Below are 13,573 nucleotides of genomic sequence, written 5' to 3'. Positions count from 1 at the left end.
AGTTGTCGGGTCGAGCGGGCGGGATCAGAGCTTGATGCCGCCGAGGAGCGAGGCGATGCTCGCGGTGCTGGCCGTGATGCTCGGTGCGATCGCAGAGCCCGCGAGGAAGAAGCCGAACAGGGCGGAGACGAACGCGTGGGACAGCTTCATCCCGTCCTTGCGGAAGAAGAGGAAGCAGATGATGCCGAGGAGCACCACGCCCGAGATGTTGAGGATCATCAGAAGATCTCCTGGTTGGTGGGGACAGTCACCATGAGTTCTTCCAGGCTCACAGCAAGTATCAATGCGATAAAAGGTGCATACGGGTGAATCCGGGTCGATTTCACTTGACCGGCTCAGCAGGAGTGGCGCGGCGGGCGGACGGGTGATCAGGCCTGATCTTTACCGCGGACCGGGCCTGGCATGTCCCCTGACGGGCAGTACCCTGTCGATTCACCCGTACGGACCCAGTGCCGTACCGCCCCATGCCCGCCCGGCCTGGGGAGATCCGACACAGGCGCGACAGAGGCGAAAGGCGGCACGTCCCATGAGTGAGCAGCACGCACCGCAGACCCCGGGGTCCGAGGGTCCCGACGCGGACGTGGTGGAGCTGGCCACCAAGATCTTCGACCTCGCCCGGCAGGGTGACGCCGAGACCCTCGCCGCGTACCTCGACGCGGGCGTCCCGGCCAACCTCACCAACGACCGCGGGGACACCCTCGTCATGCTCGCCGCCTACCACGGCCATGCCGAGGCCGTCACCGCCCTGCTGGCCCGGGGCGCCGAGGCCGACCGCGCCAACGACCGCGGGCAGACCCCGCTGGCCGGAGCCGTCTTCAAGGGCGAGCAGGCCGTGATCCGCGCCCTCCTCGACGGCGGCGCCGACCCGGAGGCGGGCACGCCCTCCGCCGTGGACACCGCCCGGATGTTCGGCAAGGCCGATCTGCTGGAGCTCTTCGGGGCCCGCTGAGCCCCGCCCGGGACGCTCCGCCGCAGGCGAGGGCGTAAATCTGGTCGCGGCGCGCAAACCGGCTGGGTCATCATGGCGACGGATCCGGAGAGCACCCCGAAGTACGGGGTACGGGGGAGCTCCGGTCACCCGACGAAAGAGAGAAGACAATGGTCTACATCGAGCGGAAGACGACGGCGGGCGCCCCGACATGCTGTTACGCGGCCACGTGAATCCCGATTCCCGGTTGCGTCCCCAGCTTGATTTGAGGCCATTCCCATGTTCGAACCAGTCATAGCGCCGAGCGGCACCCTGCTCGGCCTCCTGCAGAGAGGCCGCGGCGACGGCACGCTGCACGCACTCGCGGCGCCCCGCGCCGAAGCGCTCGAAGCGCTGAACCAGTGCGTCCTCAGCGACCCCCGCCGCGACTGGCAGGTCGAGAGCCGCTCGCTGTACTACGCCCGCCTCTACCTCGACCTCGCGGGCGACCTCAGCGCCATCGAGGCGCACCTGTTCTGCGCGGACGACCTGCTCGACGAGTCGGACACGCGGACCGGGCTCGCCCTGTCCGTGCTCGGGCACCTCGCCGCCTACGGACGCGAGGACGCCCTCCTGCTGCTGCGCCGCTACGCCGCCGCCGGCTCCAACTGGGCCTGGGCCCTCGACGAGCTCGCGCTGCGCGACGACGACGCCGGCCTGCGCGAGCTCGCCGGACCTGTGCTCGGCCGCTTCCCCGCCACCCCCGAGGGCGAGGCGCAGCTGGCAGCCGCCGTGCGCGACGCGTACGAGCCGCGCCCCTGGCGCCTGTGGGAGGAGACCCCTGCCCACGGTGCGCGCCTCCGGGCCGCCCGCGAGCAGGGCTCCTTCGACCGCTGGCAGCGCCAGATGACCCCGTCCGGCCCGCGGCCGGGCTGGGGGGTCCAGGCCGTGTTCGAGTGGGCCGAGGACGGACTGCGCCGGGGCGCGCCCCTGCACGTGCCCGCCGCCCGCTGCCTGGCCGCCGTGGCCGGCCCCGAGGACCGGGGCGAGATCCTCGCCGCGGCCGCCGGCGCCGCCGGACAGGCCGCCCGGGCCACCGCACTGCACCACCTGGTCGTGGCCGAACCGGAGAACCCGGCCGTGCTCGACCTCATCGAGGCCGCCGCCGACGACGAAGCGGTGGTGGCCGCCTACGAGCGGATGTGCGGCGAGGCCGCACTCGACCGGGCCCGGGCGTGGATCCACCGCCCCGACCCCCTCGGCGCCGCCGCCGGCCGGGTCCTGGCCACCCGCGGCGGGGCGGCGGACGCCCCCCTGGTGCTCGGCGCCCTGCGCGAATCCGTCCGGGGCGAAGGCCCCGACGCGGCCGGCCTGTACGCCCTCGTGGACGGCGCCTGCCGGCTCTCGATCGGCTGCGCGGCCCCCGTCCTGCGCCACGTCTACCGCGAGACCTCCTCCTCCCACCTGCGCGGCCGCACGGCCCGCGCCCTCGCCGCCACCGATCCCTCCTTCGCGGCGGGCCTGGCGGTGGAGTGCCTGTGGGACTGCGAGGAGGCCACCCGCGAGGTGGCCGCCCGCCACGCCGCCACGGGAGACGTCCGCGTGGTCGACCGCCTCCGCCGCCTCGCCGCCGACCCGGCCGAGGAAGAGGACGTCCAGTCGGCGGTCCGCAGCCGCATCACCCCGGACCCCCAACCGATGTAACCCCCCGGGGGCGGACCCGCGAGGCCCGCCCCGGGCCGCAACCCCCGCCCCCGGTCCGCAACCGCGTGCCCGGGGCGCCCCCGGGGCGGCCCGCCTGCCGCCGCGTACCGGGGGCTCGGGCGAGCCCGTGCGCACCCGGGGGACTCAGGCCGACCGGTGCCCGTCCCGCCCCGGGACCCGGGTCCGTGCGGGCGGCCTCCGCCTCCCGGGGCGCGGTCCGGCCCGGAAGGGGGCTGCCGCTCGCACGCCCGCCCCTTTCGGGAAGGACCGGACGGGGCCCTGCGCGGTGCCCGGCGCGTCCGGTGTCCCGTCCGCGGGACAGGCGGGGCGGCTTCGGGCGTCGTTCAGCGGGGCCTGGTCGTGAGGAGGAAGCGCAGGGGGGTGCCCGGGCGGGACTGGGCCGCGGCGGCGAGGGCCGGGGCCGGGACCACGCCGATGACCGGGTAGCCGCCCGTGACCGGGTGGTCGGCCAGGAACACCACCGGCAGGCCGTCCGGGGGGACCTGGACCGAGCCCAGGACCATGCCCTCGCTCGGCAGTTCCCCGGACCGCGCCCGGCGCAGCGGCGGACCCTCCGTCCGCAGGCCGATGCGGTTGCTCGCCGGGGAGACCCGGTACACCGCCCGCGCCAGCGATCCCAGCGCGTCCGGCGCGAACCAGTCCGCCCGCGGCCCCGGCAGCAGCGGCAGCAGCAGTTCGGCGGGCGGCGCGGGCACCGGCAGGGCGTCCGCGCCCACCGCGGGCCCCGCCGGCACGCCCACCGGCAGCACCGCCCCCACCGTCAGCGGCGCCGGCCCCAGCCCGGACAGCAGGTCGGCGGACCGGCTCCCCAGCACCGCCGGTACGTCGAAACCGCCGCGCACCGCCACGTAGCTGCGCAGCCCCGCCGCGGCCCGGCCCACCTCCAGCACCGCCCCGGCCGGGACCCGTACCGGCGCGCCCCAGGCCGCCGGCCGGCCCGCGACCCGCACCGGGCAGGGAGCGCCCGTGACCACCGCCGTCACCGCCCCGCCCGCGGCCCGCAGCGCCACCCCGTCCATCGTGGTCTCCAGCGTCGCGGCCGATCCGGGGTTGCCCGCCAGCCGGTTCGCGAGCCGGTGCGCCGGCAGGTCCAGCGCACCGGAGTGCGGCACCCCCAGATGGGCACGGCCGGGCCGCCCGAGGTCCTGGACGGTGGTGAGCGCCCCCGGGCGCACCACCTTCAGGGCCGTCACGCCTCCTCCGCGAACCGCACCCGCGTGCCCGGCGCGAACAGCGCCGCCGGCTCCCGGTCCGGATCCCACAGCACCGCCTCCGTGGAGCCGATCAGCTGCCAGCCGCCGGGGGAGGAGCGCGGGTACACGCCCGCGTACGCGCCGGCCAGCGCCAGCGACCCCGCCGGGACCGCCGTACGGGGAGTGGCCCGGCGGGGTACGTGCAGCCGCTCCGGCAGGCCCGTCAGGTAGCCGAAGCCCGGGGCGAACCCGCAGAAGGCGACCCGGAAGACGGTGCCGGACACGATCCGGCCCACCTCCGGCTCCGCGACCCCCCACAGCCCGGCCACCTCCGCCAGGTCCGGCCCGTCGTAGCGCACCGGCACCGTCAGGAGCGGACCCGAGGATTCCGCAAGGGCGGGCACCTCCCAGCGCGCCAGCCGCGCGGCCAGCCCGGCCGGATCGGCCACCCCGTCCAGCAGCACGGTCCGCGCCGCCGGCACCAGCTCCCGTACGGAACCCAGGTCGCCCGCTTCCCGGCGGCGCAGCAGCTCCGCGTGCCAGGCCTCGGCCTCCGCACCCGAATCCAGCTCCAGCAGCAGGCCGTGCGCCCCCGCCCGCAGCACCCGCACGCTCACGCGAAGGCCTCCAGCCGCACCCCGGCCTCGGTCAGCCCGCGGCGGACCCGTGCGGCCAGCACGGCGGCCCCGGGGGTGTCCCCGTGCAGGCACAGGGACCGGCCCGGGACGCTGACCCGGCCGCCCCCCGCGGCCGCCACGGTGCCCGTCCCCGCCAGCGACAGGGCCTGCGCCAGCACCTCTTCCGGGTCCAGCAGCACCGCCCCCGGCTCCCCGCGCGGCACCAGCGTGCCCGCCGCCGTGTACGCCCGGTCCGCGAACGCTTCCGGCACCGGGGTCAGGCCCGCCTCCGCGGCGGCCGCCAGCAACTGCGAACCCGGCAGGCCCAGCACCGGCAGGGCCCCGGCGCAGGCCAGCCGGATCCCCGCCACCACCGCCCCGGCCTGCCCGGCGTCGTGCACGGTCCGGTTGTAGAGCGCGCCGTGCGGCTTCACGTACGACACCCGCGAGCCCGCGGCCCGCGCGAACACCTCCAGGGCGCCGATCTGGTACGCCACCTCGTCCGCCAGCTCCCGCGCGGGCACGTCCATCGCCCGCCGCCCGAAGCCCGCCAGGTCCCGGTAGGAGACCTGCGCCCCGATCCGCACCCCGCGCTCCGCCGCCAGCTCGCACACCCGGCGCATCGTGGACGGGTCGCCGGCATGGAAGCCGCAGGCCACGTTGGCGCTGGTGACCACGGACAGCAGGGCCTCGTCGTCGGTGAGCGTCCAGCGGCCGAAGCCCTCGCCCAGGTCGGCATTGAGATCGATCACGGGTGCCATGCCGTGAGGGTAGGGCAGCGCCCGGCGCCGCGGCCGCCGCGGGCCCCGCCGCGGCCCGGCCGGGGCCGCTGAGGCCCAGGACGAACCCGGCGTTTGGGTCGTTGTCCGTGCGACCGCCTAATCTTTCCGTGTGACCCTTCCTGCCCCGGCGAAAACCGCTCCGTCCCCGGCGCCGGGCCCGGCCGCCGACGAGGGCCTGGCCCGCCGGCTGCGTGCCCTGGCCTGCACCGCCCCGCTGCACGACCTCGACGTGCGCAAGGCCAACCTCGCCGGGGAGTACTCCGTGTACGCCATGGCCGAGGTGGCCCTCGCCGCCATCGACCTGGTCACGCTCAACATGGACTTCGACACCGGCGCCGACCACGAGCAGATGATCGCCCGGCTGCTGCCGCGCGTCGCCGCCCAGGCCCCCGCCCGCCCCGCCTCCGAGCACGAGCGGGTCGCCCGCTGGGTGCTGGAGAACCTGGTCAACGTGGGCAGCGTGGACCGCGGCTTCCGCGCCATCTACGGCACCTTCGGCCCCGACGGGGTCTACGTGCGCCGCGACTACGACTTCAAGCTCATCGAAGAGGTGCCCGGCCACGGCGGCGCGGTCTACCTGCGCACCACCGACGAGGCCGTCAACGTGCTCGTCGGCGCCCTCGACACCGACGTCACCAGCGCCCAGATCGCCGCCGAGGTCAAGCTGGAGGTCCTCATCAGCCGGGGCCGGCTCGCCGACGCCCAGCTCGCCGCCGAACAGGCCCGCTACCGGACCGTCCAGTACGCCGAGACCCTCCGCAAGACCCTCGACGCCACCCGGCGCAACGTGCGCGCGGTGGACTGGCTCCAGACCGTGCCCGACATGATCGCGGAGGCCCTGGACCACGTGGCGGACCGCTACCGCCACGAGAACGCGATCCTCACCAACATCCGCAGGGCCCGCGACGAGGCGGAGGACCCCGAGCACAAGCGGCGCGCCGCCGAGCTCGTCGACATCGTCAAGGACTGCATCCGCCGCCACACCCAGCTCCAGTCGCGGCTGCTGGAGGCCGGCCCGCTGTTCCGCGCCGAGCAGGACCGGCAGGCCTTCGCCGCCCCCGCCGCCCGCGCCGGCATCGACCTGTACGGGCAGCTCGTCGCGCCCCTGCTGCCGCTGCCCCTGGAGCAGGCCACCCGGGTCACCGACGCCTTCTTCGCGGCCGGCACCGGCCTGCGCACCCCGGTCTCGGTGCGCGTCGCCGACCTCGTCGAGATACTCCTCACCCCGCCCCTGGAGCGCGAGCACCTCGGCGCCGAGATGCCCGAGCCCGACCTCGTCGCCACCCCGGACGACAGCCGCTTCAGCGAGGAGCAGCTCGCCGCCGCCATGGAGCTGCTGGACCTGCCGCACGACGCGCCGCGCCGCCTGTCCGGGCTGCTGACCGACGCCCGCCGCCGCGACCCCGACCTGCCGTACCTGGTGGCCCTGCTCGCCGTGCACGCGGCCAGTCCCGCCGTCGGCACCGCGTACCGCCAGGGCGAGGAGCGCCTGCTCTTCGCCGTGGACGACGGCACCGAGCTGGACGACCCGGAGTTCGGCGGCGCCGACCTGATCGTCGGCACGGCCCTCCTCGACGCGGCCGGCATGGCCGCGGACCGTACGGAGGCGGCGTGACGGGACCCGCCCGCGGCCCGTACGCCGCAACGGCCGCCGCAACGGCCGTACCCGCCGAGACCGCCGGAACCGCCGCGCCACCCGCGCCCGGCCGGCCCGCACCCCGGGGTCCGCGGACCCCCTCCGCACCCCTCACCACCCGCACTGCCAAGGAGTCCCAGCCGTGAGCGACCACCACGCCGAGTACGCCGCGTGGAGCGAGCCCGAGGCGCCGGCCCCGGCCGCGTCGGCCGGGCCCGCAGCCGCGGCCGGGACCGTCACGCCCGCCGACGCCGCCGACGCGGCCCGGCTCGTCGCCTTCGGGCTCCAGCCCAAGCTGCCGCCCGCCCGCGACGCCGAGTACGCCGAACTCCTGCGCCGCTACCGCGAGGACTCCGCCTTCGCCCGCGTCACCGACGCCGTGGCCACCGGTCTCGGCCTGGTCGTCCTGGAGGTCTCCCCGCGCGCCGGTATGGCCGTCGCCGCCGGCGAGGACTCCGTGTTCGCCGTCCGCATGGGCGACTACGCCCGCCGCACCACCGCCGACTCGGGCGACCGCTTCCTGCACGGCCTCGCCCACCTCGCCGTGGCCGCCCTGGCCTTCCCGCGCCCCGAAGACCTCGCCGACGACGGCTACATCGGCCGCATCACCGTGAACGGGGTGGACGCCTTCGTCCGCCAGACCTGCCGCCGCCTCGAAGAGCGCGCCGCCGAGCAGGGCGAGAACACCGACCCCGCCTCCGACGCCCCCGGCCTGGAAGCCGCCTGGCGGGTCTACGCCCGCCGCAGCGCCACCGGCGCCACCAAGGACGCCCGCCGCCTCGCCGGCTCCACCACCGGCATCGTCGGCAAGGCCGCCGCCTTCCTCACCGAATCCGGCTTCCTGCAGCGCACCGGCGACGACTCCGGCGGCACCTACCGCACCACCGCCCGCTACCAGCTCCAGGTCCGCGACATGGCCGGCAGCGCCGCGATGGCCGAACTCCTCGAACTCGGCGTGGTCCCCGTGACCGACGGCACGGCGAGCCTGCTGCCGCCCCCCGAGGGCGACGACCTGGAACTGGCCGCCGACGCCGGCCTCCCGTTCCACGCCTGACCCCGCGCTCCCGCCCCCGCTCCCGCCGCGCCCCACGCCGTTCCCGAAGACACCACGAGAGTCCGCCGCCATGTACGAGCTGTCCCGGATCCGCCTCTACTCCATCGGTCCCGCCGGTGCCCGCTACGCCGACACCGTGCTCGACCTGCGCGGGGTCGGCGCGCCGGTGCCCCATCCGGCGCCCGCCCAGGCGGAGTTCTTCGAGGAGGAGCCGACCGGGCCGCTGCGCCGCCCGGCCCCCGCCGGCGTGCTCTTCCTGGAGAACGGCGGCGGCAAGTCCGTCCTGCTCAAGCTGATCTTCTCCGTCATGCTCCCCGGCCACCGCAACACCCTCGGCGGCGCCAGTTCCGGCGTCCTGCGCAAGTTCCTCCTCGCCGACGACTGCGGACACGTCGCCCTGGAGTGGCAGCACACCCAGACCGGCGAGTGCGTGGTCGTCGGCAAGGTCAGCGAATGGCGCGGCCGCCAGGTCTCCAACGACCCCCGCAAGTTCGCCGAGGCCTGGTACTCCTTCCGGCCCGGCCCCGGCCTGAGCCTGGACTCCCTCCCCGTCGCCGAGGCCACCTCCGTGCGCCCCGCCGCGGAGGGCACCTCCGGCGCCCAGGGCCGCCGCCGCACCATGAAGGGCTTCCGCGACGCCGTCACCGAGGCCGGGAAGTTCTACCCGCACCTCGACGTGTACTGGGAAGAGATCCACGACCGCTGGAACGAGCACCTCGGCGACCTCGGCCTCGACCCCGAACTCTTCCGCTACCAGCGCGAGATGAACGCCGACGAAGGCGAGGCTGCAGGCCTCTTCGCGGTGAAGAAGGACTCCGACTTCACCGACCTGCTGCTGCGCGCCGTCACCGACACCCGCGACACCGACGGCCTCGCCGACCTCGTCCACGGCTTCGGCAACAAACTCGGCCGCCGCTCCGAGCTCATGGCCGAACGCGACTTCACCGCCGGCTCGGTGGACCTCCTCGGCCGCATCGTCGAGTCGGCACACACCCGCGCCCGCGCCCGCGACGTGCACGCCGCCGCCGAACGCCGCACCCGCAGCCTGGCCCGCCGGCTGTCCGCCCGCGCCGCCGAGGAGCGGGGCCGCGCCGCCGACCTCGCCCAGCAGGTCACCGCCGCCGCCCACCAGGTCACCGAAGCCGAGTCCGCCCGCGGCCGCAGCTCCCTCATCGCCGCCGAACTCGCCTACCGGCACGCCTCCCTGGCCCTCCGCGCGGCCGAGAAGGCCGCCGCCGCCCAGAAGCGCGAACTCGCCGACGCCCGCACCCTCTACGCGGCCTGGCAGGCCGCCGAGGCCGTGCTGCGCCACCGCGCCGCCGCCGACCGCTCCGCCCGGGTCGCCGCCGCGATCCGCGAGGCCGAGCGCGACGCCGCCCCCGCCCTGGCCGCCCGCGCCACCGCCGCCGCCGAACTCGTACGCGCCCTCCACACCGCTGCCGAGGAGGGCGAACGCCTCGCCAACGAGGAAGAGGAACGCTCCGCCGGCCTCCAGGAGGCCGCCGAGGCCTCCCACCGCGATGCCACCGCCGCCGCGACCGCCGCCCAGCGCGCCCGCAGCGAAGCCGAGCACCTGCGCCAGCGCCTGGCCGAGGTCGAGCAGGAGACCGCCGAGGCCGTGCGCGCCGGCTGGCTCGACGACTCCGCACCCGACGCCGACCCGGCCCGCGCCGCACTCGCCGCCAGCGACGCCGAGAAGACCGCCGTCGCCGCCTGGGACGAGGCCCGCGAGGCCGCCCGCCGGGCCGCCGACACCGCCCGCGAGGCCGCCGCGGCCGAGTCCCGCGCCGAGCTCACCGCGGCCCGCGCCGCCGATGCCGCGGACGCCGCCGAAGCCGCCCACCAGGCCGAACACCGAGCCGCCGGGTCCCTCGCCGAGGCCCCCCGGCTCGCCGAACTTCTCGGCCTGCCCGTCCTCCCGGACGTGCCCCTGCCGCACCCCCGCACCAGCGCCGACAGCGGAGCCGCGGCCGCCGCGCCCGCCGCAGGTCCGCTGACCGCCGAGGACCTCGACCGCAACGCCGAGGACCTCAGGGAACTGCTCGACTCCGCGGTCACCGCCGCCGAACGCCAGCTGTTCGACCTGCGCACCGCGGCCGCCGACGACGCCCGCATCCTCGGCGCCCTCGGCGACGGCGGCCTGCTGCCGCCCGGCCCCGACGTCCTCGCAACCGTCGAGTACCTCGGCGAACACGGCATCCCGGCCCTGCCCGGCTGGCGCTACCTCGCCCAGTCCGTCGCCCCCGCCGACCACGCCGCCGTCCTCGCCGCCCGCCCCGAACTCGTCGACGGCGTGGTCATCACCGACCCCGACTCCCACAGCCGGGCCCGGGAGGTGCTGGCCGGCGCCGCCCTGCTGCCACGCTCCGCCGTGGCCGTCGGCACCGCCGCCGCCCTCCTCGCCCCCGTCCCCGCCGCCGACGCCGCCGACACCGGGGTCTTCCTCGTCCCGCCGAACCCGGCCATGCACGACGAGCACGCCGCCGACGAGGAACGCCAGGCCCTGCGCAGCCGCGCCACCGCCCGCGACACGGAGATCCGCGAGCTCGCCGCCCGCCTCGCCGGCGACCGGGCCCTCGCCGCCCGGCTCGGCTCCTGGCGCACCGGCTGCCCGCCCGGCCGCCTCGCCGAACTCGCCGCAGCCGCCCACGCCGCCCGCGCGTTCGCCCAGGAGGCCGAGGCCGAGCTCGCCGAAGCCCGTACCGCCCGCGCCGAGGCCGACGAAGCAGCCGCCGACACCGCCCGGGTCCGCGACGAGCGCCAGGACGCCGCCCAGCGCGCCCGCCGCGCCGCCGACGCCCTCGCCGGACTCGCCTTCCGGCTGCGCGAACGCGCCGGCTGGCAGTCCCGGCTGCGGGAACTCGCCGACGAGGCCGCCGAGTCCGAAGCCCGAGCCGAGGCCTGCATCGACCGCGCCCGCGCCGCCGACGAGGACCGCCGCGCCGCCCAGCGCGCCGCCGACGACGCCCGCCGCACCGCACGCGCCCTGCGCGCCGAGCGCGCCGAGATCGCCGGCGCCCCCGAACCGCTCCCCGAGAGCACCGGCCCGGCACCGAAGGCCTCCCTGCCCGCCCTCCGCGAGGCCTACCGCGCGGCCTCCCAGCTGTACGAGAAGGTCGGCGTCGGCGCCGACCTGCGTGCCGAGCAGGCCCGCGCCGAAAGCGACGAGAGCGCCGCCACCGCCGAACTCGACCGCCTCACCAACAAGGTCCGCACCCGCGCCGCCCAGCTCCTCGAGGGCACCGACGGCGCCGACGGCCCATCCCGCCAGGCCGCCGCGGCCCGCGCCGAGTCCCTCGTCCAGATGCTGGAGTCGCGCACCACCGCGGCGAGCGAGCAGCTCGGCCGGCTCCGCGGCGAGGCCGAACGGCTGGCCCCCGCCGAGGGCGAGGCCCACACCGACGACCTCCCCGAGGACCGGGTCCCCGAGGACGCCGAGCAGGCCCAGGCCCTGCTGCGCGCCGCCTCGGCCCAGCTCGCCGCCCACAGCAGCGCCGTCGAGAGCGCCAAGGCGGCCCACGCGGAACTGCTGCGCGCCCACCGGACCGCCGAGGACGGGGCCGGCGGCTTCGACGAAACCGCGGCCCTGCTGCGCGACCTGCTCCGTGAGAACCACCAGCAGGACGAGGAGGAGCCGGAGACCGGCCCGTACCCGGGCAGCCTGGAGGAGGCCCGGCAGTCCGCCGCCGAGGCCCGCCGCTCCCTGCGCGGCTGCGCCGCCGACCTGTCCGCCGCCGAGGCCGCCGTCCGCGACGCGAGCGACGTGCTCGTCCGCCACGCGAACGCCAACCGCTACGAGCAGGTCCGCACCCCGGCCCGCCAGCAGATCCGCGAGCTCCCGGCCGTCGCGCTCCCCGAGCACGCGGCCGCCTGGGCTGCGGCCTTCGCCCCCCGCCTGCGGGTCCTCACCGACGAGCTGGAGCAGCTGGAACGCAACCGCGACAGCATCGTCGACCGGCTGCGCGGCCTGGTCGAGTCGGCCCTGGCCACCCTCCGCTCCGCCCAGCGGCTCTCCCAGCTCCCCGAAGGACTGGGGGAGTGGTCGGGCCAGGAGTTCCTGCGCATCCGCTTCGAGGAGCCCGACCAGGCCACCCTGACCGAGCGCCTCGGCGAGGTCATCGACGAGGCCACCCGCTCGGCGGTGAAGAAGAACGCCTCCTTCGGCGAAGGCCGCCGCGACGGCATGTCCCTGCTCCTGCGCGGGGTGCAGGCGGCCCTCCAGCCCCGCGGCATCTCCGTCGAGATCCTCAAGCCGGACGCCGTGCTGCGGGCCGAGCGGGTGCCGGTGGGCCAGATGGGCGACGTCTTCTCCGGCGGCCAGCTGCTCACCGCCGCCATCGCCCTCTACTGCACGATGGCCGCCCTGCGCAGCAACGACCGCGGCCGGGACCGGCACCGGCACGCAGGCACCCTGTTCCTCGACAACCCCATCGGCCGCGCCAACGCGACCTACCTGCTGGAACTCCAGCGGGCCGTCTCGGACGCGCTCGGCGTGCAGCTCCTCTACACCACGGGCCTGTTCGACACGACCGCCCTGGCGGAGTTCCCCCTGGTCATCCGCCTCCGCAACGACGCGGACCTGCGGGCCGGCCTGAAGTACATCAGCGTGGAGGAACACCTGCGCCCCGGCCTGCCCCAGCAGGACCCGGAGGCTGCGGAGACGGTCCACGGCGAGATCACCGCGACCCGCATGTTCCGCCGCAGCCAGACCCCGGCCCCCGCCCAGGCCTGATCCGCCGCCTGCCCCGGCCCCGGGCCCGGACACCTCGTCCAGGCCCGGCCCGCCGCGCCCGCTCGCCTGCCCGCCGCCGAGCTCAGGCCGGTTGCGCGTCCGCCGTCCCGCCCGTCGCGCCTCCCTGCCCGTCGCGCCTTCCGCCCGCCGCCCCGCTCAGGCCCGGCTCAGCCGGCCCCCGCGTTGCCGTATTCGCGCGGCGCGGCGGGCCCGGCGGCGCTCCCGCCGCAGCCGCCGCGCCGTGCTGCTCGGCTCCGACACCACCCCGTTGCGCTGGTGCCACATCTGCCGGGTCACCCACACGTCCAGCACCCCCCAGGTCGCCACGATCGTCGCCGCGACCGAGCCCACGACCATCGGAAACGCCAGCCAGGACCCGGTGACCGTCAGGAAGAAGGTGACCGACCCCTGTATCAGCATCACCGACACCAGCAGCACCGCCCGCACCGCCGCCTCCCGCACCGGATCCGGCATCCGCCGCACCCCCACCGGGGACTCGACCCACAGCGGCCGCGGCCCCGACCCGGCCTGCGGCCGCTCCTGCGCGTCCCGGAACCCGTACCCGAACGAGACCCCCGAGCGGTACCCGTACCCCTCCGCGTCCCGCCCCGGGCCGACGCCCCCGGCCTTCTTCCCCGCCCCGGTGTCCCTCCCGTCCCCGGCCTTCTTCCCGCCCCCGATCCCCGCCCCGGCCCCTGCCCCCGTCGCGTACCGCTTCTCCAGGCCCATGCTCCGCTCACTCCCCACCCTGCGGCTCCCCGTGCCGCTCTGCCCGTTCTGTAGAGGAAGACGTACGACGGCCCCGCGGGATTCCCGCAAAGCGAAGACTTCCGGCCATCCACCCGATCGGGTGAACTGACGCCTCACCAGGTGTCATGTGCCACATTTCGGGCCGCTCCTGACGGGAAGTATCGGACAAGTGGTGAT

Annotated in this window: 10 protein-coding genes; 5 read left to right on the top strand and 5 right to left on the bottom strand. The window is 76.6% G+C overall.

The annotated features are described in order from the left end of the window. Positions 1 to 24: 24 nt before the first annotated feature. Complete coding sequence (locus ACZ407_RS28900; protein WP_468133326.1) at positions 25 to 219, bottom strand: hypothetical protein; 195 nt, start codon at positions 217 to 219, stop codon at positions 25 to 27. A 307-nt stretch (positions 220 to 526) separates the two neighbouring features. Here ACZ407_RS28900 and ACZ407_RS28895 point away from each other — a divergent pair, with 307 nt between their 5' ends. Then, entirely contained in the window at positions 527 to 949 is a 423-nt protein-coding gene (locus tag ACZ407_RS28895) for an ankyrin repeat domain-containing protein (RefSeq protein WP_468133324.1), read from the top strand. A 258-nt stretch (positions 950 to 1,207) separates the two neighbouring features. Next, positions 1,208 to 2,611 (top strand): HEAT repeat domain-containing protein, encoded by a 1,404-nt coding sequence (locus ACZ407_RS28890; protein ID WP_468133322.1) that lies wholly within the window; start codon positions 1,208 to 1,210, stop codon positions 2,609 to 2,611. Positions 2,612 to 2,955: 344 nt separating this feature from the next. Here ACZ407_RS28890 and ACZ407_RS28885 read toward each other — a convergent pair whose 3' ends face one another. The 3 genes from ACZ407_RS28885 to ACZ407_RS28875 are packed head-to-tail and all read right to left on the bottom strand — an operon-like array spanning position 2,956 to position 5,194. After that, positions 2,956 to 3,825: a 5-oxoprolinase subunit C family protein gene (locus ACZ407_RS28885; RefSeq protein WP_468133320.1), complete on the bottom strand. Its 870-nt coding sequence runs from the start codon at positions 3,823 to 3,825 to the stop codon at positions 2,956 to 2,958. Beyond that, positions 3,822 to 4,436, bottom strand: a complete 615-nt coding sequence (locus ACZ407_RS28880) for a 5-oxoprolinase subunit B family protein (RefSeq protein WP_468133442.1) — start codon at positions 4,434 to 4,436, stop codon at positions 3,822 to 3,824. The genes ACZ407_RS28885 and ACZ407_RS28880 overlap by 4 nt, the downstream gene beginning before the upstream one ends. Before the next feature lie 2 nt (positions 4,437 to 4,438). Then, a complete protein-coding gene (locus tag ACZ407_RS28875; RefSeq protein ID WP_468133440.1) occupies positions 4,439 to 5,194 on the bottom strand; it encodes a LamB/YcsF family protein in 756 nt (251 codons plus the stop codon). Between the two features lie 139 nt (positions 5,195 to 5,333). Between ACZ407_RS28875 and ACZ407_RS28870 the strand changes: the two genes are divergently transcribed. The 3 genes from ACZ407_RS28870 to ACZ407_RS28860 all read left to right on the top strand — a co-directional run bounded on the left by ACZ407_RS28870 (position 5,334) and on the right by ACZ407_RS28860 (position 12,646). After that, positions 5,334 to 6,839: a hypothetical protein gene (locus ACZ407_RS28870; RefSeq protein WP_468133318.1), complete on the top strand. Its 1,506-nt coding sequence runs from the start codon at positions 5,334 to 5,336 to the stop codon at positions 6,837 to 6,839. Positions 6,840 to 7,002: 163 nt separating this feature from the next. After that, entirely contained in the window at positions 7,003 to 7,914 is a 912-nt protein-coding gene (locus ACZ407_RS28865) for a hypothetical protein (RefSeq protein ID WP_468133316.1), read from the top strand. Positions 7,915 to 7,984: 70 nt separating this feature from the next. Next, positions 7,985 to 12,646, top strand: a complete 4,662-nt coding sequence (locus ACZ407_RS28860) for a hypothetical protein (RefSeq protein WP_468133314.1) — start codon at positions 7,985 to 7,987, stop codon at positions 12,644 to 12,646. A 156-nt stretch (positions 12,647 to 12,802) separates the two neighbouring features. Here the strand turns inward: ACZ407_RS28860 and ACZ407_RS28855 are convergent, their stop codons facing one another. Continuing rightward, entirely contained in the window at positions 12,803 to 13,393 is a 591-nt protein-coding gene (locus ACZ407_RS28855) for a hypothetical protein (protein ID WP_468133313.1), read from the bottom strand. Between the last annotated feature and the right edge of the window lie 180 nt (positions 13,394 to 13,573).

It is taken from the genome of Streptomyces sp. NPDC030809 (assembly GCF_055572195.1).
The sequence above is the reverse complement of the archived record's forward strand: the minus strand, read 5'-3'. Positions and strand labels throughout refer to the sequence as shown.